Origin of the sequence: Candidatus Symbiopectobacterium endolongispinus (genome assembly GCF_018777385.1) — a bacterium.
Classification (GTDB): Bacteria; Pseudomonadota; Gammaproteobacteria; order Enterobacterales; family Enterobacteriaceae; genus Symbiopectobacterium; species Symbiopectobacterium endolongispinus.
This window is the reverse complement of sequence record NZ_JAFJYB010000003.1, coordinates 76,803-103,434: the sequence shown is the minus strand read 5'-3', so window position 1 is coordinate 103,434 and position 26,632 is coordinate 76,803. Positions and strand designations below refer to the sequence as shown.

20 protein-coding genes and 8 pseudogenes are annotated in these 26,632 nt (G+C 53.9%); 5 read left to right on the top strand and 23 right to left on the bottom strand.

Going from position 1 to position 26,632, the window contains the following annotated elements; genetic code table 11:
• The first annotated feature begins 169 nt into the window (after nt 1–169).
• Nucleotides 170–709: pseudogene (locus tag JZM30_RS12025) on the top strand (DUF3251 domain-containing protein).
• 56 nt (nt 710–765) lie between these two features.
• Here the strand turns inward: JZM30_RS12025 and JZM30_RS12020 are convergent.
• From JZM30_RS12020 to yfbV, 3 genes and pseudogenes are all read right to left on the bottom strand, one after another.
• A pseudogene (locus JZM30_RS12020) lies at nt 766–1,426 on the bottom strand (sugar phosphatase).
• A 28-nt stretch (nt 1,427–1,454) separates the two neighbouring features.
• Nucleotides 1,455–1,949: a YfbU family protein gene (locus tag JZM30_RS12015; RefSeq protein WP_252318936.1), complete on the bottom strand. Its 495-nt coding sequence runs from the start codon at nt 1,947–1,949 to the stop codon at nt 1,455–1,457.
• Between the two features lie 169 nt (nt 1,950–2,118).
• Nucleotides 2,119–2,574, bottom strand: a complete 456-nt coding sequence (yfbV, locus tag JZM30_RS12010) for a terminus macrodomain insulation protein YfbV (protein WP_252318935.1) — start codon at nt 2,572–2,574, stop codon at nt 2,119–2,121.
• A gap of 563 nt (nt 2,575–3,137) precedes the next feature.
• Between yfbV and ackA the strand changes: the two genes are divergently transcribed.
• Nucleotides 3,138–4,340 carry an acetate kinase gene (ackA, locus tag JZM30_RS12005; RefSeq protein WP_252318934.1) on the top strand — a complete coding sequence of 401 codons (1,203 nt, stop codon included), beginning with the start codon at nt 3,138–3,140 and terminating at the stop codon, nt 4,338–4,340.
• 93 nt (nt 4,341–4,433) lie between these two features.
• Nucleotides 4,434–6,572, top strand: coding sequence for a phosphate acetyltransferase (pta, locus tag JZM30_RS12000; RefSeq protein ID WP_252318932.1), 2,139 nt, complete (start codon nt 4,434–4,436; stop codon nt 6,570–6,572).
• A gap of 94 nt (nt 6,573–6,666) precedes the next feature.
• Here the strand turns inward: pta and JZM30_RS11995 are convergent, their stop codons facing one another.
• Nucleotides 6,667–7,296 (bottom strand): glutathione S-transferase family protein, encoded by a 630-nt coding sequence (locus tag JZM30_RS11995; protein ID WP_252318931.1) that lies wholly within the window; start codon nt 7,294–7,296, stop codon nt 6,667–6,669.
• A 169-nt stretch (nt 7,297–7,465) separates the two neighbouring features.
• Here JZM30_RS11995 and JZM30_RS11990 point away from each other — a divergent pair, with 169 nt between their 5' ends.
• Nucleotides 7,466–8,281, top strand: coding sequence for a hypothetical protein (locus tag JZM30_RS11990; RefSeq protein ID WP_252318929.1), 816 nt, complete (start codon nt 7,466–7,468; stop codon nt 8,279–8,281).
• Between the two features lie 52 nt (nt 8,282–8,333).
• Here JZM30_RS11990 and yfcD read toward each other — a convergent pair whose 3' ends face one another.
• The 5 genes and pseudogenes from yfcD to eat all read right to left on the bottom strand — a co-directional run bounded on the left by yfcD (nt 8,334) and on the right by eat (nt 13,207).
• The gene (yfcD, locus tag JZM30_RS11985) at nt 8,334–8,927 is read right to left on the bottom strand and encodes an NUDIX hydrolase YfcD (RefSeq protein ID WP_252318928.1); all 594 of its coding nucleotides are present in this window, start codon (nt 8,925–8,927) and stop codon (nt 8,334–8,336) included.
• A gap of 85 nt (nt 8,928–9,012) precedes the next feature.
• Nucleotides 9,013–9,564 (bottom strand): annotated as a pseudogene (gene yfcE, locus JZM30_RS11980) (phosphodiesterase).
• 306 nt (nt 9,565–9,870) lie between these two features.
• On the bottom strand, nt 9,871–10,668 hold the full coding sequence (gene eutC, locus JZM30_RS11975) for an ethanolamine ammonia-lyase subunit EutC (RefSeq protein ID WP_252318926.1): 798 nt from the start codon (nt 10,666–10,668) through the stop codon (nt 9,871–9,873).
• A pseudogene (gene eutB, locus JZM30_RS11970) lies at nt 10,665–11,805 on the bottom strand (ethanolamine ammonia-lyase subunit EutB). The gene eutC and the pseudogene eutB overlap by 4 nt, the downstream one beginning before the upstream one ends.
• Before the next feature lie 15 nt (nt 11,806–11,820).
• Nucleotides 11,821–13,207: pseudogene (gene eat / locus JZM30_RS11965) on the bottom strand (ethanolamine permease).
• 336 nt (nt 13,208–13,543) lie between these two features.
• Here eat and JZM30_RS11960 point away from each other — a divergent pair.
• A pseudogene (locus JZM30_RS11960) lies at nt 13,544–14,445 on the top strand (TIGR01777 family oxidoreductase).
• Between the two features lie 55 nt (nt 14,446–14,500).
• On the opposite strand, the gene hisP reads toward JZM30_RS11960, so the two are convergent.
• From hisP to JZM30_RS11890, 14 genes and pseudogenes are all read right to left on the bottom strand, one after another.
• Nucleotides 14,501–15,274 (bottom strand): histidine ABC transporter ATP-binding protein HisP, encoded by a 774-nt coding sequence (hisP, locus tag JZM30_RS11955; protein ID WP_252319652.1) that lies wholly within the window; start codon nt 15,272–15,274, stop codon nt 14,501–14,503.
• Nucleotides 15,275–15,304: 30 nt separating this feature from the next.
• Nucleotides 15,305–15,853: pseudogene (hisM, locus tag JZM30_RS11950) on the bottom strand (histidine ABC transporter permease HisM); the annotation flags it as partial.
• Entirely contained in the window at nt 15,846–16,535 is a 690-nt protein-coding gene (gene hisQ, locus JZM30_RS11945) for a histidine ABC transporter permease HisQ (RefSeq protein ID WP_252318924.1), read from the bottom strand. The pseudogene hisM and the gene hisQ, both read right to left, overlap by 8 nt.
• A 66-nt stretch (nt 16,536–16,601) precedes the next feature.
• Entirely contained in the window at nt 16,602–17,381 is a 780-nt protein-coding gene (locus JZM30_RS11940; RefSeq protein ID WP_252318922.1) for a lysine/arginine/ornithine ABC transporter substrate-binding protein, read from the bottom strand.
• A 30-nt stretch (nt 17,382–17,411) separates the two neighbouring features.
• On the bottom strand, nt 17,412–17,684 hold the full coding sequence (locus JZM30_RS11935) for a hypothetical protein (RefSeq protein ID WP_252318920.1): 273 nt from the start codon (nt 17,682–17,684) through the stop codon (nt 17,412–17,414).
• A gap of 113 nt (nt 17,685–17,797) precedes the next feature.
• Nucleotides 17,798–18,367: a UbiX family flavin prenyltransferase gene (locus JZM30_RS11930; protein ID WP_252318918.1), complete on the bottom strand. Its 570-nt coding sequence runs from the start codon at nt 18,365–18,367 to the stop codon at nt 17,798–17,800.
• 199 nt (nt 18,368–18,566) lie between these two features.
• Nucleotides 18,567–20,084 (bottom strand): amidophosphoribosyltransferase, encoded by a 1,518-nt coding sequence (gene purF, locus JZM30_RS11925; protein ID WP_252318916.1) that lies wholly within the window; start codon nt 20,082–20,084, stop codon nt 18,567–18,569.
• Nucleotides 20,085–20,105: 21 nt separating this feature from the next.
• Nucleotides 20,106–20,606: a colicin V production protein gene (gene cvpA, locus JZM30_RS11920; protein ID WP_252318914.1), complete on the bottom strand. Its 501-nt coding sequence runs from the start codon at nt 20,604–20,606 to the stop codon at nt 20,106–20,108.
• Between the two features lie 357 nt (nt 20,607–20,963).
• Nucleotides 20,964–21,605: a cell division protein DedD gene (gene dedD / locus JZM30_RS11915; protein WP_252318913.1), complete on the bottom strand. Its 642-nt coding sequence runs from the start codon at nt 21,603–21,605 to the stop codon at nt 20,964–20,966.
• Entirely contained in the window at nt 21,595–22,863 is a 1,269-nt protein-coding gene (gene folC, locus JZM30_RS11910; protein WP_252318912.1) for a bifunctional tetrahydrofolate synthase/dihydrofolate synthase, read from the bottom strand. The genes dedD and folC overlap by 11 nt, the downstream gene beginning before the upstream one ends.
• An 88-nt stretch (nt 22,864–22,951) precedes the next feature.
• Nucleotides 22,952–23,869: an acetyl-CoA carboxylase, carboxyltransferase subunit beta gene (gene accD, locus JZM30_RS11905; RefSeq protein WP_252318910.1), complete on the bottom strand. Its 918-nt coding sequence runs from the start codon at nt 23,867–23,869 to the stop codon at nt 22,952–22,954.
• A gap of 213 nt (nt 23,870–24,082) precedes the next feature.
• Nucleotides 24,083–24,720, bottom strand: a pseudogene (locus JZM30_RS11900) (DedA family protein).
• 45 nt (nt 24,721–24,765) lie between these two features.
• Nucleotides 24,766–25,620, bottom strand: a complete 855-nt coding sequence (truA, locus tag JZM30_RS11895) for a tRNA pseudouridine(38-40) synthase TruA (RefSeq protein WP_252318908.1) — start codon at nt 25,618–25,620, stop codon at nt 24,766–24,768.
• Nucleotides 25,620–26,630, bottom strand: coding sequence for an aspartate-semialdehyde dehydrogenase (locus tag JZM30_RS11890; RefSeq protein WP_252319651.1), 1,011 nt, complete (start codon nt 26,628–26,630; stop codon nt 25,620–25,622). The genes truA and JZM30_RS11890 overlap by 1 nt, the downstream gene beginning before the upstream one ends.
• Nucleotides 26,631–26,632 lie beyond the last annotated feature (2 nt).

Genomic DNA, 26,632 nt, shown 5'->3' with positions numbered 1-26,632 from the left:
TACCCTGATTTTATTGACTAACCCAAATATCCAGCGCTTACAGACCAATATTTGCATAGGTGCCAGCATAAACGCAGCATGATTTAACTCTCATTCGCCACTACGCTTATATACTTGCCACGTAAAGACGACACGAGAAAAGGCATAATGCAATGAGTGAAATACCTGAATGAATAACTATTGTCGTGCATATAGTCTCTTGATGCTGGCGCTGACGGGCTGTTCAGCGCCTCCGCAAACGCCTACGCTGCAACAGGAAGTGGGGCAGCTTAACCGGCAATTACAAACACTGACGGCACAGGCGTTAGCCCTGGAGCAGCAAAATACCTTACTTAAACAGTCACTCTACCAACGGTGTGTACCTGCTACCCAGCGCGAAAAATAGCGCAATTTTAGAAAGCAATATTGGCAAACTGAGCATTTCCCTGAGCCATATTGAACCCGAGGCGAATGGCACCCCAGGCGCTGTTGCACGTTCGGCTACTGGAAGGTACAGCACTGCCTGCGTTTCACGCGCAACTCGACTGTAGTCAGCTCGATCCAGTCAGCAGCAAGCCGTTGCCAAGCGAAACTCACACCCAGCAGCTGATGCTCGACGCCCCCCTTATTGCCCAAAACCGAAGCCATATTTGGCGTGCAGCTAAGCGGTGTCACACCGGAGCAGCTCGGGTTTATACGCCTGTATCAAGTTGAAACCAGCCGCCCCTGATACATAAAAAAATCCCTGCCGAGGCGGGGTTTTGATCATATTTAGTTACGCTTTTATCAATCGGTTAGCTTACTCACCTGCACACCGTTCGGCGTAGGCGTCAGGGTCAGTTGCGTTAGCGATGTCAGAACCATATCAACGTCCTCTAACGCCAAGGTATCCACCGGGGCATTAACGGCAATCACCTGACAACTTGCCGCTAATCCGAATTCCAATCCGGCAGGCGCATCTTCTACCACCACGCACTCATGCGGTTCCAGACCCAGGCTTGCAGCACCCAGCAGGTAAGCATCCGGCTGAGGCTTACCGCGAGCCACCTGTTCGGCGGTGATAAACACCTGCGGCTGCGGCAATTGCCCGGCACGATGGCGCGCATGGGCGATAGGTACGGTGCCTGATTGTCACGATAGCCCAGTGAATGCCGAGTGCGTTAAGACGTTCAAGGAGTTGGCTTGCGCCCGGCATCGCCTGCACGCCCTGCGTGTCAGACGCTTCGGTGCGCTCCAGTTCATCAAACTCACGCTGGATCTCTGCTTCGCTTTTACCCTGCAAAAAGTGGCGCAGCGAGGTGATCGCCAGTTTGCCATGGATAAAATCAAGCACCTCCTGGGGGGCGATATCATGGGCAACCGCCCAATTAACCCAGGCACGCTCCACGGCTGGTAGTGAATCCACCAACGTACCATCTAAATCAAACAGGAAACCTTTACACTCCACAACCACCTCTTTGTTTTATTTCACCGGTTCAGGCATTGATGATTTGCGCAATCTCTACGGCGCTTAAATGATACTGACGCGGACAGGACACCCACACTGCCAGCATGCGGTTGTATTTTTCCCACATTTTAGTCTGTGCGTTGAAGCCGTGAGTACCGGAATCGAAATGCGGGTAACGCCCTTCCACATGCACCATGAAACGAACAAAGCCGAGATAGCGCGCTTCGGTAGCGGCATCAAAGCCCAAAAAGGCCAAGCGACGCTGATCCAGATCCTTGCGGTCTTTCAGGTTATCCCAGGAAACCTGCAAGGCGTGGTGCATTTCCATGATATTAATGATGGTGCGGCACACGTCTTCACTGAGTTTGCCAAATTCCCGATCCAACTCACGCATTTGCAGCCCATAGCCGCGCTCGACGATGGTTTGCAGCCGACGATAGCGTTCTGCATTGTCCGGATCCATCATCGTCATCATTTTGTATTGATTCGAAAGGATCAATCTCTGGGCATTCGTCATTTCCATCGTGCTCTCCTGAACCTCTATAGTACCGGCCTGACGCCGCTGACTCGTTTAACCTGATACCAGAATCGCATACTAAAAAGTGGGGAGATAGCGCTAGCCTCCGGTTTTTTGATTTAAAACAGAGGGGAAGGACAAAATAATGCTATTCACACGCAAAGGGTGAAAACGGTCACAGATCGTCTAAAAAGGTTTTGTCCAGCTGTTTAAAGGCACGTTTCAGTACGTCGGCCAGCATCTGGTAAGTGGGTTTACCTTCAATCGGTGCCAGCGCCATCCCAGCCTCTTGCAGTTTAAGGCGAAGATCGTGAAACCATTCGGAAAGCGTTGGTGGTAACGGCGATACCGAGCGGCGGCCTAGCCACCACAGCCCCTGTAACGGCAGACTACAAGCAAACAGTGCGGTCGCAACTGCTGGCCCCAGTTGGCCCCCCAGCGCAATCTGCCAGGTTAAGGTGAACACGGCCAGCGGCGGCATAAAGCGAATACCGAACTGCGTAGCACGCACCACACGGTTTTCAGGGAAAACAGGCGCCAGACGTTTATCCAGCGGCCAGGTTTTCATATAATGCTGCCCGTAATGGAGTACACGCCATCCCCCGCGTTTATCAGTTGGTTTAGATTTCATGGCGACTCCTTTGTTACCGTTTCAGTTATTACCATTTTCAATTGCACCATCAAAATAACAGATAAAAAATAAAATCCTAAAACAAGCCAGCAACTCTATTTGATAAACTTAAAATATATTTTGTGTTTGCCTGACGCTATCGGTATCCTACCTCGGCGTAGGTCGCCATCTATACTGTCGCCATCTATACTAAAGTAGTCATGTCACTAAACCAACGTGGTCATGCTGCATGCCAGAATAACGATCCTTTCACCATCGTGCTTGATGATGAATGCCGTTTTCAACTGTATTAACTAAAGCATAGGCAAAAAACAGGGGACCATTGGTGCGGGCGCGACATTTATCGCCTTATTTTTCGCCACATGCTTTTCAGGGCCGATATGTCATCTTCGCACGCCGTGCATCCAGTATGCTATGCGGATAGGCCATATCGGCGCTTTTTCATGGTCATGTCAGGGAAATCACACCGTGCCATGACGTTAGTCATAAATGTCAGCGGCTGTTTAGGCTACGCTACGCGCTGTTTGACATTTGTTCACCATGTATAACAAGTAGGTACTTCCATGTCGAGTAAGTTAGTACTGGTTCTTAACTGCGGTAGTTCATCCCTGAAGTTCGCGATCATCGATGCTGTTAACGGGGAAGAGTACCTGTCAGGTCTGGCCGAGTGTTTCCACCTTCCTGAAGCCCGTCTCAAGTGGAAAATGGATGGTGCCAAGCAGGAAACTGCGCTGGGCGCAGGCGCTGCACATAGCGAAGCGTTGAACTTCATCGTTAACACCATTCTGGCACAGAAACCGGAACTCTCCGCGCAACTGGTTGCTATCGGTCACCGTATCGTACACGGCGGCGAGAAATTCACCCAGTCTGCCGTGATCAACGACGGCGTACCGCAAGGCATAAAAGATTCCGTGCCTTTCGCACCGTTGCACAACCCGGCTCACCTGATTGGCATCGACGAAGCGCTGAAATCCTTCCCGGCGCTGGCAGACAAAAACGTTGCCGTATTCGACACCGCATTCCACCAGACCATGCCGGAAGAATCCTACCTGTATGCCCTGCCGTACAAACTGTACTCCGAGCATCACGTTCGCCGCTATGGCGCACACGGCACCAGCCACTTCTTTGTGACTCAACAGGCCGCAGAAGCTCTGAACAAGCCGGTTGACGAAGTTAACCTGATCACTTGCCACCTGGGCAACGGCGGTTCCGTAACCGCAGTGCGTAACGGTAAGTGTGTCGATACCTCCATGGGTCTGACCCCGCAGGAAGGTTTGGTCATGGGTACCCGTAGCGGTGACATCGACCCGGCAATCATCTTCCACCTGCACGATTCCCTGGGCATGAGCGTTGAGGCTATCAACAAGCTGCTGACCAAAGAATCTGGCCTGCTGGGCCTGACTGAAGTCACCAGCGACTGTCGCTATGTTGAAGACAACTACACCACCAAGGCGGATGCCAAACGTGCCATGGACGTGTATTGCCACCGTCTGGCTAAATACATCGGTGCCTACAGTGCGCTGATGGAAGGCCGTCTGGACGCCGTTATCTTCACCGGTGGTATCGGTGAAAACGCTGCCATGGTACGTGAACTGACGCTGAACAAACTGGGCCTGCTGGGCTTTGAAGTCGACCACGAACGCAACCTGGCTGCTCGCTTCGGCAACGGCGGCAACATCAGCAAAGAGGGCTGCCGCCCTGCGCTGGTAATCCCGACCAACGAAGAGTTGGTTATCGCGCAAGACGCCCTGCGTCTCACCGCGTAAGACAAGTAATCCCACACCGTCAGCCAAGGCTGACGGTGTCGTTTCTGACCAAGCTGTTTTTGACTCAGCGAGCAACCGTAAAGAGGTTTAGCCGTGTCCCGTACAATCATGTTGATCCCCACTGGCACCAGCGTTGGTCTGACAAGCGTCAGCCTGGGTGTCATTCGTTCCATGGAACAAAAAGGCGTGCGCATGAGCGTGTTCAAACCGATCGCGCAGCCGCGTTCTGGCGACAATACGCTGGACCAGACCACCACCATAATCCGCGCCAACTCAGCCATCACTGCGGCTGAACCGTTGAAAATGAGCCACGTTGAAGAGCTACTCAGTTCCAACCAGCAAGACGTGCTGATGGAAGAAATCATCGCCAACTACCACGAAAATACCAAAGATGCAGAAGTGGTGTTGGTAGAAGGTCTGGTGCCGACGCGCAAACATCAGTTTGCCAACGCGCTGAACTATGAAATCGCTAAAACCCTGAACGCCGAAATCGTGTTCGTTATCGCACTGGGCAACGACTCTCCGGACCAGTTGAAAGAGCGCATCGAACTGGCTCGCAGCAGCTTTGGCGGCAGCAAGAACAAAAACATCACCGGCGTTATCATCAACAAGCTGAACGCTCCGGTGGATGAGCAAGGTCGTACCCGTCCTGATTTGTCTGAAATCTTCGACGATTCCAGCAAAGCAGACGTGCCGAACGTCGATCCGAAACAACTGTTTGCCAACAGCCCGCTGCCGGTATTGGGCTGCGTGCCGTGGAGCTTCGATCTGATCGCTACTCGCGCGATCGACATGGCAAAACACCTGAATGCCCGCATCATCAACGAAGGCGAAATTCAGACCCGTCGTGTGAAAACCGTGACCTTCTGCGCGAGCAGCATTCCGCACATGTTGGAACATTTCCGTCCTGGCTCCCTGCTGGTAACCTCTGCGGATCGTCCTGACGTATTGGTCTCCGCTTGTCTGGCTGCCATGAACGGCTTTGAAATCGGTGCCGTGCTGCTGACCGGCGGTTATGAAATCGATGCCAGCATCGCCAAACTGTGCGAACGCGCCTTCCAGACTGGCCTGCCAGTATTTATGTTGAACACCAACACCTGGCAGACCTCACTCAGCCTGCAAAGCTTCAGCCTGGAAGTTCCGGCTGACGACAGCGAACGCGTTGAGAAAGTCCAAGACTACGTGGCTCGCCACATCGATAGCCAGTGGATCGAATCCCTGAGCGCCGCATCCGAGCGTTCTCGCCGTCTGTCTCCACCGGCATTCCGCTATCAGTTGACCGAACTGGCACGCCAGGCAGGCAAACGCGTTGTGCTGCCGGAAGGCGACGAACCGCGTACCGTGAAGGCCGCCTCTATCTGTGCCGAACGTGGTATTGCGCATTGCGTACTGCTGGGTAACCCGGAAGAGATCCAACGCGTTGCTGCTGCACAGGGTGTTGAACTGGGCAAAGGCATCGAAATCGTCGATCCGGATGCCGTTCGCGAACGCTATGTTCCACGTCTGGTTGAGCTGCGTAAGAGCAAAGGCATGACCGAAGTGGTTGCGCGTGAGCAACTGGAAGACAACGTGGTGCTGGGCACCCTGATGTTGGAACAAGGCGAAGTTGACGGTCTGGTTTCCGGTGCCGTTCACACTACCGCTAACACCATCCGTCCGCCGTTGCAGTTGATCAAAACCTCTCCGGGCAGTTCACTGGTTTCTTCCGTGTTCTTTATGCTGCTGCCGGAACAAGTGTTTGTCTACGGTGACTGCGCCATCAACCCGGATCCGACCGCAGAGCAACTGGCCGAAATTGCGATTCAGTCCGCCGATTCCGCCGCAGCATTTGGTATCGATCCGCGCGTTGCCATGATCTCCTACTCCACCGGTAACTCTGGTGCGGGCAGCTACGTGGAAAAAGTGCGTGAAGCAACCCGTCTAGCACAGGAAAAACGCCCGGATCTGGTGATCGACGGTCCGCTGCAATACGACGCCGCAGTAATGGCCGACGTAGCGAAATCCAAAGCGCCGAATTCTCCGGTTGCGGGTCAAGCTACCGTGTTCATCTTCCCGGATCTGAACACCGGTAACACCACGTACAAAGCGGTACAACGTTCTGCTGACCTGATCTCCATCGGGCCGATGCTGCAAGGCATGTGCAAACCGGTGAACGATCTGTCCCGTGGCGCGCTGGTAGACGATATCGTTTATACCGTTGCACTGACTGCTATTCAGGCTACCCAGCAATAATCTCGGGTAACCCACTGAAGTGGCGTACTACCACTTCAGTCCCCATCCCCTCACAACGCAGGTTGCGGGGGGATTTTTTTTACGTCAATTCCGCTCACGCACGCAATTCGTCGTAGGACACCATCACATGTTCTTGAAAGGCTGGGCGTTGCATTATTTTTGCATAGTAAGCGCGTAGATGCGGTAAAGGCTTACGATTGATCCCAATATCGTAGTAACGATACAGCACATGGCCAAACTGAATATCAGCCAGTGAAAATGCATCCCCGGCTAAAAATGGGTGTCTGGCAAGCTGCTGCTCGGCGATGTCGAGCTTTTGCTCAAAAGCGTTAACAGCAGTATCGATCGCACGAAGGTCACGCTCAGCCTCTGGTGTACGCACCACACGCCAAAACACAGGGGCAGTAAATCCAAGCGCAATATTCAATTTTGCCCATTCAGCCCAGCGTTCCACTTCCGTTCTTGCTAATAAATCCTCGGGCCAGAAACCGACCGTTGCGTAGCGGTTCGCTAAATATCGCAGGATAGCGCCCGTTTCCCACAGCGGTGGATTATCCCCATCCTGAAGCACGGGAACGGTGCGGTTAGGGTTGAGCGCCGCTGTATCGGTTCCTCCGTATCGGTGTCCTACATCATGTTTGACAAACTGCAAGCCAAGCTCACCGACGCACCACATCAACGCTTGCACATTGGATGAGGTTTTCCTTCCCCAGATAACCAGCATAATATTTCCTTTTATTTGACCGATATATCTAGTGTAACCCGATGATTATCGGCCTGTCTGTTTTCATGGCAAGGTCTATTGACAGCGTACACGCAGACAAATAATCTCGAAACAAACAGAAAAACAACATATTAGCACTTCGCTATTCACTTCGTAAGGAACGCACAGCATGAATCTGGTTCACTATCTCGGCAAGCAGACGCTGGGGGTTTTAGCCTGCTACCAGCAGGGAAAGGTGGTGATGCACATTTGCGGCGTCTACCCGCGCACTAACAATGCACTGCGGGTTTTCTTCCCTAAAGGCCACGCGCTGGCCGTCGGTGATTTCGCCACGCTGCATCTTGATAATCGCACCGGGGTGGATCAATTTGATGCCAATATTTCCGTTTATCGCGCCTCTTACAAAGGGCGCGTGGCGGAGGTGGATGAAGATTGGGTGCTGCTGGAGCCGCGTGAGTGTCAGGTGATGTATGGGCTTAGCTGCGTACTAGATATCCGCGCACCAGACTATCGCTATCCTCAGGATACACGGGAAGAACGCGCGGTGGCGTTTACGCCACTGAATGCGTTGCCAGAGACGGAACACCATGATTTCACAAACAAGGTAGGCGTGCTGGTCACCATGGCACCCCATACCACGGTTCTGGCGTTTCTCTCTTCGGTGGACAATGATGTGTTTCTTATCACCTTCCCTGAGACGTTCAAATCCCGGCAACTCAAACACAACCCACACTGTTTCTTTGCGATGGATGAGCGCTCACACTACACCTTTGAACGCGCTATTGAGTGGAACTACACCTTGATTGAGGGCGATGCCTATCTGATCCCGCCACACAATCCGCTGTTCGAACAGGTACGCGGGGCGTTCATTCACAAAAATCCGTGGGAGATGGCATTCTTCCTACGTGAGGATCTGGAGATGTACCACATCAAGAGCCGTCAACTGGTGTGTCCCGGCTCGCGACAGGCTGTCGTTACCGCATAATGGTCTGTGGCTGCGGGCCACCACTGGTAGCCCGCAGCACAGCCTAATCCAATTACTCTTCAGCGTCGTCCGATGCGGCAACCCCATCATCGGTTTTCACTGGGTCACGCGTAATGGGTTTGCCGTAGCTTTGCTCGTTGTAACGGCTCATCCACAGCGACAGGGCTTTGAGCGAATCCGGCGTAAACTCATCGCAGCGTGCCGTGACCTCCTGCGGTGTCATCCAGCACACCTCAGCCACTTCCTCTTCCTGCAAGGCAAACGGGCCGTGGGTAACGCAACTAAATAACGCCCCCCAGACACGACAATTGTCACCGTCAAAATAGAACAGGCCATGATCGGCGAAAGGCACACCGGCAATGCCCAGTTCCTCTTCCGCTTCACGACGGGCCGACTCGAGCATGTGCTCGCCGGTTTGCACTACTCCCCCGGCTGTCGCATCCAACCAACCAGGGTAGAAATCTTTTGTTTCGGTACGGCGTTGAACCAGTATTTTTCCCATGCCGTCATGAACAACGATATAGGTGGCGCGGTGACGTAAACGTTGAGCGCGCATTTGTTGGCGGCTGGCCTGGGCGATAACGTCATTGTTCTCGTCAACAATATCCACCCACTCGGTCCCTGCCGCTTGACTTTGCTCCACCATCCTCTGAATCCTTCAGTATTGGCGCGTTGCGACGCGCGTCTGTTTTAAACGTACTAAGCGTTAGTCGTGCAAGATCGTTGATAACTTAGTGACTAATAGTCACCTGTGCAATAGGCTCGCCACCCATTAACGGTAAAACTTGGAGCTCCCCTTGCGACAACATACCATAGCTGGGCACATTGCCCCCATTTGGCAAGCTGACAGAGCCCGGATTAAAGCATTAGATCTCCCACTGACGCTCAGCCACGGGAAGGTGGGTGTGCCCATACACCAGCACATCGCCTGCCTGCAACGACTGAAGATGCTGAGGATGGTAGAGATGACCGTGCGTCAGGAAAAGACGCTGCTGCGGCAACAGCACCTGCTGCCACGGTGCCGTGATCGGAAAGTCGAGCAGCATCTGATCCACTTCGCTATCACAGTTACCGCGTACCGCCACAATTTGACGGGCAAACGCATTCAATCGGCTCGCCACATCGGCAGGCTGATAAGCCTCCGGCAGTGGATTGCGCGGGCCGTGATTGAGGAAATCCCCCAAAAGAATCAGCCACTCGGCGCCGCTGCGGGTAAAAATATCGAGTACCAGCTCCGTCGCCGTTAGCGAGCCGTGAATATCTGAGGCAAACATCAACTTCATCGTGATCCCCGAAAAAATACGTCGCAATACGGCAAAGTGTAACAAAATTACCGTATTCAACTCTTGTCCTTTTTTTCATTTGGCAGGTGGGTGTCGCACGATTACACACATCCGAGATCGGAGGGATATATGATAAAGACCACCGCTAAACCAACGGTAAGCACCGTATAAAAAAACGTACTGAACACTCCCTGTTCAGTACGATCCTGAGTTGCAGAATCCGTGTCAGGGACACGCGGATAAAAGCAAATTGAACAATCTCGCCCCTTTTGCACGATGCAGCGCGCAGTGGAAGGCGAGTCACCATCATGGTGTTGTCAAATGCCCTACGGTAGGTGGGTGAATCTTGCCGTGCATCGCCGGGTTATCGCTCTCATATTTCAGCGCAACCCCCGACAGCCGGCGTTGAAACGCTTGCTCCAGCAGCCAGGCCCATTTAAACGCGACCTGCGGATAATCCAGCCCTTCCGGACGAATATTGGAAATGCAATTACGCTCCGATTCCAAACGGCGCGTATGAGGCCCCCAGGTTAAATAAATACTCAGACTGTCCGGTGATGACAAACCTGGGCGCTCGCCGATCAGGATCGCCACCGCTTTGGCCTGCAGACACTCGCCAATGTCATCGCCCAGCGCCACACGCGACTGATGCGCCAGAACCACCGGTGCCGGCGACAAACCGAGTTGATCCAGATAAGGACGCGCCTGAGTAATGAGCGGCACCGCCTGACGATGCACCGCCTTGGACGAGAGACCATCAGCCACTACGATCAGCAAATCGGCTGGCGGTTGACGCAGCGCCATCAACGCCTCACGGCTGGTCTCCGACAAACGCCGTCCCAAATCAGGTCGACAAAGATACTGCTCGCGCGACGTTGCAGCGCTGTGCACGATAAAGGTTTTCAGCCCTTGCGCCGCCAACGCCTCTACAAGGGGTTCACTGTCAAACGCCTGATGCACCGCATCCCGCGCCTGCGCATGTGCCAGGCCGAATTTCAGCAATTCTTCGGTGGGCAGGCTTGCGCCGGTGCGCCCCAAGGCAATGCGCGCTGCCGTGTATTCTCGCAGCATTTCCCACGGGTTGGCGTGAACGAGGTCCTTCATACGCTCCCCTCCAGATAAGGCTGATGTTGCAGCAACGGATGCTGACGGCGGGCATCACACAGTCGCCCCTGGGTATCGAGAATCTTCATACGTGCCAGCCATTCACCAAACTCCGGCGCGTGCTTCAATCCCAGTAGTTCACGCACATACAGCGCATCATGAAACGAGGTGCTCTGATAGTTAAGCATGATGTCATCCGCGCCCGGAATGCCCATCAGGTATGTTAATCCGGCGGAGGCCAACAGCGTCAGCAACGTATCCATATCGTCCTGATCCGCTTCAGCGTGGTTGGTGTAGCACACGTCACAGCCCAACGTGCCACGCTGTAAACTCAATGCCGCCTGATGTGCTTCTTCCAGTGTCGCCAGATTGAAGCCAAAGCTGGCATTGGTGGCTTCGGTACCGGCGATCGACTGAAACACCAAACCCACCGGTGCCCCACGCTCAATCAGTTTCAACGTGTTGGTGACATGCGTCAGCACGCAGGACTGCGTAGGGATCTCAAAGCGGTGAATGACATCATCAAGCATGTAATTCAGCTGTTCCAGCAGCGGCAGGCTGTCACTGGCTGGGTTAATACCAATCACCGCATCGCCACTGCCATACAGCAAGCCATCAAGCATGCTGGCGGCAATGCCTTTCAAATCATCGGTAGGGTGGTTCGGCTGCAAGCGCACGCTGAGATGCCCCGGCAAACCAATCGTGTTACGAAAGCGCGTGACGACACGACATTTTTTTGCCGTCAGGATCAAATCCTGATTGCGCATCAGCTTACTCACCGCTGCCGCCATTTCCGGCTTGATACCCGGTGCAACGCGCGTCAACAGTTCACTACTGGTGGTGTCGCTCAATAGCCAGTTGCGAAAATCCCCCACGGTCAAATGTGAAATGGGTTCAAACGTCTGCTTATCGTGGCTATCAACAATCAGTCGCGTAACCTCATCCTGCTCATAGGGAATCAAGAGGTCCTGCAAAAAGGTCTGCGGCCAGCGCCATACGCGCCGCCATACGCTCTTCAGCGCTCAGGGCCGCCACGCCCGCCAAATAGTCACCGGAACGTGCCGGTGACGCTTTGGCCAATAGCGTACGCAGAGAATCAAAGGTGTAACGCTGGTGCCCCAGTGTCGTGTGATACATACCCCTCCTCGCCTGCTATTTGGATGCCGTCAATTGGGGATCGAATACTGCGGACTCGCGCGCACTGCGGGTTGCCCGAAACCAGCCGTATCCCAGCAACATCATGGCAGTAAAAATCAGCGCCAGTAACGTGTTGTAATACACCATAGCAACCAAACAAATCACCGCCATCACCAGCGCAAATGCCTGGGCAAACGGATACCAGGGCGCACGGAACGGACGACTGAGCGCCGGTTCACTGCGACGCAGTTTAAACAAGGCAGCCATCGACGTAATGTACATGACTATCGCACCGAATACCGACATGGTGACGATATTTGCCGTCAGCGGCAGCCCGCCGATGGTGGCGAACGAATCGGAGAAAATGGCGGCAATCCCAACGACACCGCCCGCCAGAATGGCGCGGTGCGGCGTACGAAAACGCGGATGGACTCGCGCCAGCGAAGCGGGGAGATACCCCGCGCGCCCCAGGGCAAAGATCTGACGCGAATAGCCCATGATTATGCCATGGAATGAGGCCACCAGGCCAAACAACCCGAGCCACACTAACATGTGCAGCCAACCGCTGTTGCTGCCGACAATCATTTTCATTGCCTGAGGCAGCGGGTCATTGATATTAGAAAGCTGCGTCCAATCCCCCACCCCGCCGGCAAACAGCATCACCCCCATTGCCAGCAAGCTTAAGGTCAGTATGCCACCGACAAAGGCGCGAGGAATGGTGCGTTTAGGATCTTTCGCTTCTTCAGCGGCCATTGCCGCCCACTCAATGGCGAGAAAGAACCAGATAGCAAAGGGAATGGCGGCAAAAATACCGGATAAGGCAACCGGACTGAAACTGTCCATCCCCGCCCAACCGCCACGAGCAAAGTTTGCCAATTCGAATCCAGGTGCTACCACCCCCATAAACACTAGCAGTTCGAAAATCGCCAGTAAGGTGACTAACAGTTCAAAGGTAGCCGCAATGCCAACCCCCAGAATATTTAGCCCCATAAAGATCAGATAGGCGCTGACCGCCACCCATTTGTGGTCCAATAGACGGGAACTGCACATTGAGATAGGCACCAATCGCCATGGAAATGGCCGGCGGTGCAAACACAAATTCAATCAGCGTGGCAAAACCGGCAATAAAGCCCCCGGTTGGGCCAAAAGCGCGGTAGGCATAGGCAAAAGGCCCATCGGCGTGGGGAATGGAGGTAGTCAGCTCCGTGAAACTGAAGATAAAGGCGCAATACATGGCCTCAATCGACAATGAGGTGATCAAAAAGCCCAGCGTGCCTGCCTGCGCCCAGCCGTAGCTCCAACCAAAATACTCACCGGAAATCACCAACCCGACAGCAATGCCCCATAAATGGAAGCTGCCGAGCATCCTTTTTAATCCTGGTTGTGCACTGTTGGTTTGCATGTTGTTTATCCCGTAGAAATAACCTATGGGAGTCACAGTGCAAAGCGTATACCAAAGACGAAAAGACCTTACACAACTTGACATTGCGCAGGTAAGTCAACAATAGCCGTCATTCAACCTGCGCTGTTTTGCAGCAGTTCGCCCTATAATGCAGCAGGTTTTGCCAATCTCAAGGGCAGCGAGGCGTACTGAAATGCAGCGATTTTTTACCTGATCGTCACGGTATCTCGCGCAGAATCACCTATTATCATTAGCATTCATGATAAAAATACGGACACGTCCTGGGTTACATCCTTAAAGCGCCATCAGAACCGATAGGGAATAAGTGAGGCAACGATGCAACTACTGATTACGGGCGGCACCGGCCTGATTGGCCGTCACCTGATTGCTCGATTACTGTCTTTATCTCACCATGTCACGGTACTCACTCGCGATACAGCGCACGCACGTCAGGTTCTCGGCGAGCGCGTAGAGTATTGGTCAACGCTGCAAAATCACACCTCACGGGATGATATCGACGCCGTCATCAATCTGGCCGGAGAACCGATTGCGGATAAACGCTGAACGCCGCAACAAAAGCTGAAACTGAGCGAGAGTCGCTGGCACCTTACCGAGCAGTTGGCTACGTTGATTAAAGCCAGCGCCTCGCCGCCAGCGGTATTCATTTCCGGTTCTGCAGTCGGTTATTACGGCAATCAAGGGGCGGCATTAATCACCGAAGATGAATCACCGACACCCGAATTTACCCATCAACTCTGTGCGCGCTGGGAGGAATTGGCGCTGAGTGCGGAGAGCGATCGCACACGCGTCTGCCTGCTGCGCACGGGCATCGTACTGGCTGCTAGCGGCGGTGCATTAGCAAAAATGCTGCCTCCCTCCCGCGTCGGGCTGGGTGGCCCCTTAGGTTCGGGCAAACAGTACATGCCGTGGATTCATATCGACGATATGGTCAATGCCATTCTTTACTTGTTGGATAACCCGATTCTACGCGGCCCCTTTAACATGACTGCCCCTATCCTGTACGCAATGAGCAGTTCTGCGCCATGCTGGCCCACGTGCTGGATCGCCCATATTTTATGCGCGTGCCCGCATTTGCACTCAAACTGCTGATGGGAGAAGCCGCCACACTGGTATTGGGTGGACAGCGCGCCATTCCACATCGGCTGGAGGCCGCTGGATTCGGCTTTCGCTATTACGAACTGGAAGACACGCTCAAAGAAGTCACCGGGAAAAAATAGCCACAGGGTGTATCGTCGAACATCGCAAAATACGCCCTGTTGATAACGGTACCAGTTACTTCAACGCACCAGAGAGAAACTGCTGCAAACAGGGACTCGTCGAGTTGCCAAATACGCGATCTAGCGGACCTTCTTCTTCGATCACGCCCTGATGCAAAAAGATCACATGGCTTGATAAGTGACGAGCAAATTCCATTTCATGGGTGACGACCACCATGGTTTTGCCCTCTTCCGCCAGTTGCTGCATGATACGCAACACTTCCCCCACCAGCTCAGGGTCCAGCGCGGACGTGGGTTCGTCAAACAGCAGCACTTCCGGTTCCATCGCCAGCGCACGGGCAATGGAGACTCGCTGCTGCTGCCCACCGGAGAGATTGGACGGGTATTTATTCTGTGCCTCGCCAGTAATCCCCACTTTATCCAGATAACGCACCGCACGCTCGCGGGCTTCCGCTTTGCTCAATCCCAGTACCTGCACTGGCGCTTCCATGACATTTTCCAGTGCGGTCATAAAGCTCCAAAGGTTGAAATACTGAAAGACCATGGTCAACCGCGTGCGTAGCAGTTGCAGTTGTTTCTTATCAAATACTTTCAGTTGTCCATCAGTGTCACGCACCATGCGAATCTCTTCATCGTTGACGAATATCGCCCCCTCGCACGGTTTTTCCAGAAAGTTGATGCAGCGCAGCAGCGTACTTTTCCCTGACCCTGACGACCCGATAATCGAAATTACATCGCCCGCTTTCGCCTGAAGAGAAACGCCCTTTAGTACTTCATGTTCCCCGTAACGCTTATGCAGTTCCGTCACCATCAGTTTATGATCTGACATGCTGTTTTTTCCTGATGTTAATGAGATGAACGGGTATGAATATGCCGCAGCCAGCGCCGTGGAGTGAAGCATCAAAATAACCTCGTTGCTGTACGCGGGCAGTGCAATACGTAACGCCCCGGGCAAAATAATGCAGCGATACTGTTTAAACCGGGAAAAACCGTAAGCTCTGGCCGCTTCAATTTCGCCATGAGGCACCGAACGGATCGCACCAGCAAAAATCTCTGTAGTATAGGCGCAGGTGTTCAATGCCAATGCCAGCACCGCACAGTTCAGCCCACTGCGGAAAAACGCATTCAGCATGTCAGTGCCGCGCACGATCTCCAGACTGTAAACGCCGGAGTAAAATACCAGCAACTGCACGTAAAGCGGTGTGCCGCGAAACACATAGGTAAATGCCCACACCGGAAAACTGAAACGCCGCCGTGGAGAAACGCGGGCAATGGCCAGCGGAATCGCCAGCAGTCCGCCCATCACCACCGACGAAATCAGCAGCCACAGCGTCATTGCCAGGCCGGTGAGACGATACCCATCACTCCATAGTAAAGGTTGCCAATACTGTTGCAGGATCTCACTCATAATTCACCTTATTCACGCCCTGCGAGTAATGGAGTTCCAGCAACCAGAGTACCCCGTTGGAGACGGTGGTAAAAATCAGATACATCACCCCGGCGACAATGGCGAAATAAAACGGTTCATGCGCCCCCTTGCCCGCTAACTGGGTCACTTTAACAATGTCATTCAGCCCCAACAGCGACACCAGCGCCGTTGCCTTGAGGATCACCTGCCAGTTATTGCCGATACCGGGCAAGGCAAAGCGCATTATGGAAAGAAACATGATGCGACGAAATACCTTCAGTGGCGTAAAACCATAGGCCACGGCCGCTTCAATCTGCCCAGGCGGCACAGCCAGATAGGAACCGCGAAAGGTTTCAGTGAAATACGCACCGTAGATAAACCCGAGCGTGATGATCCACGCCGAGAGCGGATCGATATCGATTTGCGCGACACCGAGCGTTTCCGTCACGCTGTTGAGCGCAATTTGCAGGCCATAAAAAATCAATAACATTAACACTAGATCCGGCACGCCACGGATCAGGGTGGTGTACGCGGAGAAAAAACCAGACAGCAGGCGATTGGCAGAGAGCTTGGCCCCTGCGCCAATAAGCCCAATGACCAACGCCAACAGCAGCGAGCACACCGCTAATTGCAGCGTCATGCGCACCCCGTCAAGAATCAGATCGGTATAGCCGTAGAGCATCGCGTGTTTCCGTCTAAAAAGGCACACTCTGCCTGCATAACGCAGGCAGATCCCAGCAACACGCCATTAGCCGCCGTATACGTCAAAATAGAAGTATTTCTTCGCGAAAGTGTCGTAGGTGCCGTCTTTGCGCATCTCTTCAAACGCTTTATCCAGCGCAGCTTTCAGTGCTTTATCTTCTTTGCGCAGCCCAATGCCGGTACCCACGCCAAAGAATTTGTCATCCTTCACTGCCGGACCCGCGAAGACGTAGTCTTTACCCACCGGTAATTTCAGGAAGCCTTCGTTTCCCGCTACTTCATCCTGGAACGCGGCATCAATACGGCCTGCGGTCAAGTCGGCGTAGATCAAATCCTGGTTTTGGTAAGCCACCACATCAATGCCTTTCGGCTGCCAGTTAGCATTGGCATAGGCTTTCTGAGTAGAGGCCTGCAACACGCCGACACGTTTACCGCGCAGCGATTCCAGCGTCGGTTGAATGTTCGCCCCTTTCTTCTCAATCAGACGCGCGTTGGCAGCGTAGAGTTTTTCCGTGAAAGCAATCTCCTGCTGGCACTTCTCAGTGATGGAGAGTGAGGAGATGATGGCATTAATCTTTTTCGCTTTCAGTGAAGGGATCAGTGCGTCGAAATCACTTTCTACAAAAGTACATTCAGCCTTGATGCGCTTGCACAGCTCTTTAGCCAAATCAATATCAAACCCTACCAGTTCACCGCTGGCATTCTTGGACTCAAAGGGTGCATACGTCAGGTCGGTGCCAATTTTGAGATTCTTGGGAACATCGGCCAGCGCGCTTCCCGCAGCAATAACTAAGGTCAACGGCAGAATTCTGAATAATTTTTTCATTTCGCAACCCTTATCTCGATGGAATGATGATCAAAAAGAATGAATATCACTAAGCGTAAAGGGGCGGTCAAACGCCTGCGCGCTCTTGCGCGAAAGGGATGCCAGCGCCGCCAGTCTCATCAGCAGAAACCCTGCAAAATCCACGCCATAATCGCAACATAATGCGGATAAATCCGAAATCTGCCGCAGGCGCGTAGTGATAGGGGCACCCTGATGAGGGTGATGATGAGTGTGTTGATCAGGAAAGAGACGGCGCGCTTCCCTTGAAACATTTTGGTGCAAATCAATCAACGTTTGCACCATAACAACTCATCATCACTTAAGCGTAGTGCAAACCTTGCGCAGACAGGCAAGAAAGCGAGGGAAAAGATGAGAGGAATTGCACCTTATTGGTGTGTTTTTACGATTGGGCGGCGTTAACTGCCATGCCAGCGTGTGAACAGCGCTTCAGGCAACGCAATATCAAACTGATCGAGTACACGGTTGACCGTTTGATCCACCACGTCTTGCAAGGTTTGCGGACGGTGATAAAACGCGGGAACGGGCGGCATGATCACTGCTCCCATTTCTGCGGCTGCCGTCATCAGGCGCAGGTGCCCGAGGTGCAACGGGGTTTCACGCACGCACAACACTAACGGGCGACGCTCTTTTAATATTACGTCTGCGGCACGAATCAATAAGTTATCACTGTAGCTGTGCACAATCCCTGAAAGGGTTTTGATGGAACAGGGGAGAATTACCATTCCCGCGGTACGAAATGAACCGGACGACAGCGAGGCCGCAATGTCACGACTGTCATGCACCACGTCCGCCAATGCCTGCACATCGCGTACGCTGAAATCACTCTCCAGCGTCAGCGTTTGTCGGGCGGCCGGGCTCATGATCAAATGGGTTTCCACGTCGTCCAACGGTTGTAACACCTGTAACAGGCGCACGCCATAAACCGCGCCGCTGGCACCGGAAAGTCCAATGATGAGTCGTTTCATGCCAAACCTCGAGATGCTGCTGTGCAAAAAGGATTACGGGCAGACTTTGCCTTATCCCCGCTCAATAAGCAACAAAGGGAGGCGCTTACGCACCTCCCTTTGTTGCTCACAAGTCAGTCATTCCCGCGCAGGCGGGAATCTCTTACAGAAGGAACCTGTTTCTTCGCACAGAGATCCCCAGCTTTCACCTTGGATGACATCAACCTTCGTTGTGCAGTTCCAAATCCTCGACTTCATTCTGGCTGCGCAACGCTTTGGCATCGTCATTACGCAGCCCTTCCAGATAGTCGAGATAACCCTGATCGACATCTTTGGTCACGTAGATACCGTTAAATACCGAGCATTCAAACTGCACTATATCCGGGTTTTCTTCCCGCGCGGCAGCGATCAGATCGTCGAGATCCTGGAAAATCAGGGCGTCGGCACCAATAATCTGGCGAATCTCTTCCACTTCGCGACCATGGGCAATCAGCTCATTGGCGCTCGGCATATCAATGCCATACACGTTCGGGAAACGAATTTCCGGCGCGGCTGATGCCAGATAAACGCGGCGCGCACCCGCTTCACGCGCCATCTCGACAATTTGCTCCGAAGTGGTGCCGCGCACGATGGAGTCATCCACCAATAGCACGTTTTTGTCACGGAACTCGGCGCGGTTGGCGTTCAGTTTGCGGCGCACCGAGTTTTTACGCTGTTCCTGACCCGGCATGATAAAGATACGGCCAACATAGCGGTTTTTCACAAAGCCCTGGCGGTACGGCTTATCGATAATGCGCGCAATCTCCAAGGCGATATCGCAGGAGGTTTCCGGGATAGGAATTACCACATCGATATCCAGATCTTCCCACACGCGGGCAATCTTCTCGCCCAGCTTTTGGCCCATGCGCACGCGGGCGCTGTAGACCGAAATTTTGTCGATAAAAGAGTCCGGGCGAGCAAAATAGACATACTCGAACAGGCATGGATTGCTTTTCGGGTTCTCGGCGCACTGGCACGTAAACAATTGCCCTTTCTCAGTGATGTAAACCGCCTCTCCCGGCGCTACGTCACGCAAGAACTCAAAGCCAAGGGTATCAAGCGCCACGCTTTCCGAGGCCACCATATACTCGATGCGGCCATCGGCCAGTTCGCGCTTGCCGATCACCAACGGACGGATACCGTTTGGATCGCGGAAAGCAAACAAACCGTGCCTGATGATCATCCCAACGCACGCATAGGCACCGCGAATCATTTTATGAGTGGCGGCAACGGCAGCAAACACGTTGTCGGCATCCAGCGGGTAGTGTTGAAAACGATCCAACTCGCAGGCAACGATATTGAGCAGAATCTCGGAATCAGAGGTGGTGTTAACGTGGCGACGCCCTTGCGCAAACAGCTGTTTGCGCAGTTCATGAGCGTTGGTCAGGTTACCGTTGTGCGCCAGCGTGATGCCAAACGGGGAATTGACATAAAACGGCTGGGCCTCCGATGCGCTGGAGCTGCCCGCGGTAGGATAACGCACATGCCCCACGCCCATATTGCCTTGCAGGCGCTGCATGTGACGCGCCTCGAATACGTCCTTCACCAGGCCGTTCGCCTTACGCAGGCGGAAGCAGTTCATGGGGTCGATGGTGACGATGCCTGCGGCATCTTGTCCACGGTGCTGTAACACCGTTAACGCGTCATAAATCGACTGGTTTACCGGTGTAAAACCGGCGATACCGACAATACCGCACATTTTGTCTTTTCCTCATCAGCGCTACCGCAGCTCTATGTGCTGCGGCAAGAAACTTGACGTGCTTTGCAGGTAGTCGAAAAACCACCTGATGATATAGCTAAACTGCGGGATAAGCTGAGACTGTTTCCAGTCGTCGCTTTGTGAAAAACCGGTAAAGGTATCCAAAAAGAACAGCAATGCAGAAACAATCAACACACCGCGCAATGCACCAAAGCAAATGCCCAGTACTCTGTCGGTACCTGAAAGCCAGGTTCGTTCAACCAGTGAACCAATCACATAGTTGACGATCGCTACCACAATCAATGTCGCAATAAACAGAATGGCGATGGCAACCCCGTTGCGCACCAGCTCGTCTTCAAAACGCGTGAAATAGACCGATAAGTATGGGTAATAATGGCTGGCAACAAAGAATGCACTGCCCCAGGTGATCAGCGAAAGCGCCTCACGAACAAAGCCACGGATCAAACTGACCAGCGCTGAGAAACCAATAATGCCAATGATGACGTAATCAACCCAAACCATGAATTCTCTCACTCACGAACGATGCCAACACAATCTCTCTCACACCAGCAGTAATTACCGCCAGCTCAAGAGAGCGTAGCGCCGCTCATCATCCTGTTCGCGGCGCATTCTAACAGAAAAAGAAAACGTTTGCGTAGCCTATTTCCCAACGATTTCACCGATAGGTGAATTTGCTGGCGGCGTACTGACAAAGTCACTTTTCTTCCTCGTCATCCTCCGCGTAATCGGAGGATGACGAGGAAGAAAAGTGACTTCTGCAAAAGATTCCCGCCTGCACGGAAATGACGCGGTAGGCGTGGATGACCATTTTAGTAGGCTTTACCAACAACCTCAGCGGAATTAGCCCTCTGGCAACCCTTAACGTGCGCTGTAGTTCCTGACATGCCCAGTCAGCCCACTCAGTTGTTGCAGTTCGCCGAGGGCAGACTGTAATTTCTGTTTTGACGCATCCGGCCCGACGTAAATGCGGGTTATCTCCCCCGCGACGGGTGTCGACGGCACCGTGTAGGCGCGGTATCCCGACAGGCGCATCTTGGCAACAATTTCATTCACCTTATCCGCATTTTTCAGTGCGCCCAGTTGCACCACGTAGGCTTGTCCTGCGGGAGCGGCTTCCAGCTTCACGTCCACTTTAGTGGTTACCGGGCGTGCCGCCACAGCGGGCGGGGCAATTTCTATCGGTGCGGAAGACGACGGTGGCGTACTGCTCGGCGGTACCTGCATAGTGTCATCATCCTCAGGTGCGGTCACACCGCCCTGAGCCGGTTGTCCTTGCATCGCCTGCTGCGCCCCTTCCGGCGGCTGACTGGGCAACGACTGATTCAGTGAAAGCAGCGATTCGGCCTCCGTACTGTCACCCGGCTTTGGCACCAGCGGGATCGCGGCAAACTCATCTTCGTAATGTTTCTTTTTGCCGTCCAGCAGCGCCGGCAGCACAATAACGCCCAACGCCACCAGAATAATGGTGCCGACCAGACGATTTTGAAACTTACTTGCCATTCGACCCCCTATCCTCCTGCGCTTCCATCACATGCGCTACCGTATGAAAAGATCCGCACACCACGACGGTATCCTGCGTATCTGCACCTTGCATCGCCTGATGCCAGGCGGTCGCGACATCCTTAAACGACCGGCAGCGCTCCAGGTGGGCCGCTATCAATTCAACGCTGGCACCACGTGGCCCCTCCAACGGGGCGCAATACCATTCATCCACCACGGGCTTGAGGTGCGCCAACGTACCGGGAATATCTTTATCGGCCAGCATACCAATCACCGCACGTACTTTGCCCGTTTTTGGCAACTGCGCCAATCGCCCGGCCAGATAGGCTGCTGCATGGGGATTATGTGCGACATCCAGAATTAGTTTCGGCTGTTCACTCACCGTTTGGAACCGGCCCGGTAACGCAGCGCGACGCAACCCCTGTTCGACAGCCGCCAGAGAGACATCAATCGGCCCCTGGCGCAGCGCGGCCAGCGCCGTAGCAGCATTGGGCAATGGCACGTTCGGCAGCGGCAGCGTCATGCGCTCTCCGTCAGCCGATTGCCAATACCAGCCGTCGCCTTCCAGCGCAAAGTGCCAATCACGACCACGCCTGAACAACAATGCCCCTTTCTCTTCGGCCACAGCAGCAATAGAGGCGGGCATATCCGGCTCACCCACCACGGCAGGAGTATTACCGCGGAAGATACCGGCCTTTTCGCGACCAATACTTTCGCGGTCATGCCCTAACCAGTCAGTATGATCGAGCGCAATACTGGTCACCACCGCCACGTCAGCATCCACAATATTGGTGGCATCCAGACGCCCACCTAACCCGACCTCCAGAATCACCACATCCAGATTTGCCTGCCTGAACAGATGCAGTGCCGCAAGGGTGCCAAACTCGAAATAGGTCGATGAGACATCGCCACGCCCTGCCTCGATCTCGGCAAACGCCTTAGTGTGCGCGCTTTCCGGCAATTCCTGGCCTTGGATGCGCACACGTTCGGCATAACGCAGCAGATGGGGAGAACTGTAAACACCGACACGTAAACCCGCCGCCATCAAAATGGCTTCCAGCGAACAACAGGTAGTACCTTTTCCGTTGGTACCCGCGACGGTAAACACCGTTGGGGCCGGACGCAGCAGATGAAGACGGTCGGCAACCTGTTTAATACGCGTCAATCCCATGTCAATGGCAGTGGCGTGCAGGTGCTCCAGATAATGAAGCCACGCGGCCAAAGGCGACGTGGCTTGGGGAATGAGAAGATTTTCCATGAGTCCCGTTCACTGGCTTACGGTTCATTGATACAGGGTGCACAGAACGGCCTAAGCACAATCCTGCTGCACCCTGTTCACGTGTCACTTATTGCGCATCATCCTGCGGTTCAGTGGTCACTTCCGGCGGACGAACCTCAGCGGTGTTCACTGGCTCGGAGTGGTTGGTCAGCCGAGACAGTATGCTGGCTAACTTAAAGCGCATTTCCGGGCGGCGCACGATCATGTCAATCGCCCCTTTTTCCAGCAGAAATTCACTGCGTTGGAAACCTGGCGGCAATTTTTCACGTACCGTCTGTTCGATAACGCGCGGACCGGCAAAACCGATTAGCGCTTTCGGTTCAGCAATATTCAAATCGCCTAGCATCGCCAGACTGGCTGAAACACCGCCCATGGTCGGGTCGGTCAACACCGAAATATAGGGCAGACCGCGCTCGCGCATTTTTGCCAACGCTGCGCTGATTTTCGCCATTTGCATCAGCGACATCAGCGCTTCCTGCATACGCGCACCGCCACTGGCGGAGAAACACACCAGCGGACAGCCACCTTCCAACGCCTGCTCAACCGCACGCACAAAACGCGCGCCGACCACAGAGGCCATGGAACCGCCCATAAAGGCAAACTCAAAGGAAGCAGCAACCACCGGCATGCCATACAACGTGCCTTTCATCACCACCAACGCGTCTTTTTCGTCAGACTGCTTTTGTGCAGCAACCAGACGATCTTTGTATTTCTTCGAGTCTTTGAACTTCAGCGCATCCTTGGGCTCCAGCTCACTACCCAGCTCAACCACGCTGTCCTTATCCAGAAACGCATTCAAGCGCGCACGGGCGGAAAGTCGCATGTGGTGGTCGCACTTGGGACACACCTCAAGGTTACGCTCCAATTCAGCGCGATAAAGCACCTGACCACAACTGTCACATTTGGTCCATACCCCTTCAGGAATATTGGCCTTGCGGGTCGGTGTAATGTTGCTCTTGTTAAGAATTCGTTCAATCCAGCTCATTGATAACCTTTCTGCTTGAACCTGGCCGTGGCCAGTCCGCTCTGCCCCGTCACTACGCCCGTTTATCGCAGCCTGAACAGGTGTTTACACCCGTATTGCAAGGCGCCGATAACGCAGGTCGTCATCAGTGACAGACCATAAATACCGCTCATTAAACCATAACACTCCGGGACTGTGGATAGAAAACTGGTCAAGCCGGAGCGATTACCGCGTTTATTCTTGTGAACCCGACGCGCTCTTCACCCGGGCCGCCGCTCGTCTATGCCGCCAGATTTCAATGATCCCTGGCACACAATCGGCAGGTCGCCGAACAGGTAACCTGCGTAAGTAAACAGTAATACCCACAGTAATGCCCCTACCACATTATAGAGAGCAAAATGGCGGTAGCGCATATGTCCCATACCGGCGACAAACGGCGCGAATGTTCTCACAATCGGTACGAAGCGCGCCAGAATAATCGTTTTACCGCCGTGACGGGCATAAAATTGATGCGTTTTATCCAGATAACTGCGGCGAAAAATTTTCGAATCGGGGTTACTGAACAGCTTTTCCCCGAACAAACGCCCGATGGTGTAATTGACCGCATCTCCCAGTATGGCCGCCACAACCATCAGCGCCACCATGGTGTGCACATCCAGATCGTTAGTGGGCAACGCCGCCAGCGCGCCGGCGACAAACAACAGAGAATCCCCCGGCAGAAATGGCGTCACCACCATACCTGTTTCGCAAAACAGGATTAAAAACAGAATGGCATAAATCCAGACACCGTATTGCGCAACCAGTTCCGCAAGGTGAACGTCAATATGCAGAATAAAATCGATGATAAAGCGTATAAACGCGACAAGTTCCATTATGTGCATGTTTCACGGCGCAATGCCGTGAGAATCCTCTAGTGTTTAGCGTGGTGCGATACAACCGCCCGCCACGGGTAAATCTTCCAGAAACAGCGGGCCCATTGGCGCAACGGGCAGTTCGAAACGTGCCGGATAATCTACTTCTACCAGATAAAGACCGTCGGCGCGCGCAGTGGCGGCAGCCAGCTTGCGATCTTTAGCCGCCAGCAGTTTGGCTATCCATGATTCAGGCTGATTACCGCATCCCACTTCCATCAGGCTACCAACGATATTGCGCACCATATGATGAACAAACGCATTGGCTTTAATATCTACCACGATGTAAGCGCCATGACGCGTAACCTTTAAATGATTTACATTGCGCCACGGCGTGCGCGATTGGCATTGCACGGCGCGAAACGAGGTAAAATCATTCTCACCCAGCAGGCTTTGCCCGGCGCGTTCCATGCGCGCCGCATCCAACGGGAAGTGGAACTGCGTTACGCCACGCGCCAGTACCGCCGGGCGCAGGCGATGATTATAGATAAGGTACCTATAGCGACGTGCCGTGGCGCTGAAACGTGCATGAAAATCATCATCGACGGTTTTCACCCAGCGCACGGCGATATCTGCTGGCAAATGGGCATTGACGCCCATGGTCCAGGCGGCATCTTTGCGCTGAGCCTGGGTGGTGAAGTGCACCACTTGTCCGGTAGCGTGCACGCCGACATCGGTTCTGCCGGCGCAAAACACGGTAATCGGCTCATCGGCCACTTTACTCAGCGCCTGTTCCAGATGCCATTGCACGCTCTCTACTTCAGCCTGACGCTGCCAGCCATAATAGCGGCTGCCGTCATACTCAATGCCCAGCGCCACCTTGATACCAGCAGACTGCTGCGGCAAATTACTGTCTGACATTACCCCAGATACTCCTGCACCAGCCGTTCTGCCGTTTCCACCGCCATCAACGCGCCGCCGAAGCGTACGTTATCCGCAACCGACCAGAATTGCAGCAGTTCGGGAATGCCGTAATCATTGCGCAGGCAACCAATCTTGAGCTGAACGTTGTCAGAAGCATCTTCCACTTGCGTCGGGTAGTCGTCTTCATCGCTGAGCTGAACATATTCAGCGCGTGCGAGTTCATCCCGGGCTTCCTCCGCAGACAATGGTCGTAATGCCTCAAGATGTACGACCTGTGCGTGGCCGTAAAACACCGGAGCCTGTACGCAGTTGACGGAGATAGGCAGCCCTTCGTCCTGTAACACCTTACGCACTTGATCCACCAGTCGACGCTCTTGTGCCACACTGCCTTGCGCTTCCGCCAGAAACGGCAGCACATTAAACGCCAGCTGTTTGGCAAACAAGCCCGGTTCCGGTGGAATGCCGTTCAGCAAACGGGCACTCTGCCCGGCCAAATCGTCTACCGCCACTTTGCCCAGCGCAGACACAGAGAGCAGATTGGTGACGTGAAGACGTGACAGCCCGGCTTGCTCGATCAGCGGTTTAATAGCCAGCAGCAGCTGACTCACCAGACTGTCTGCCACCGCGACGATATTGCGATTACGGTAATCCGCCAACACATGGGTGTTGACCCCCGGCACCACCAACGGGACATCCGGCTCCAGCGCAAACAAATCGCTGCTATCAATCACCAGGCAACCTGCGTTACCAGTTTCTTCCGCATAGCGTGCGCTCGCTTCGCTGCCCGCGACAAAGAAGGCCAACTGTGCCTGAGACCAATCAAACTCGGCCGCATCCTCGACTTGCCAGGATTTGCCGTTGATCCTCACGGATTCCCCCACGCTGCGTTCGCTGGCGAGCGGATAGAGCGTGCCTACGGGAAACGCGCGCTCTTGCAATAACTCCAGCAGCGCCGTTCCCACCGCACCCGTTGCGCCCAATAGCACAATATTCCAGCCGTCAGACATGT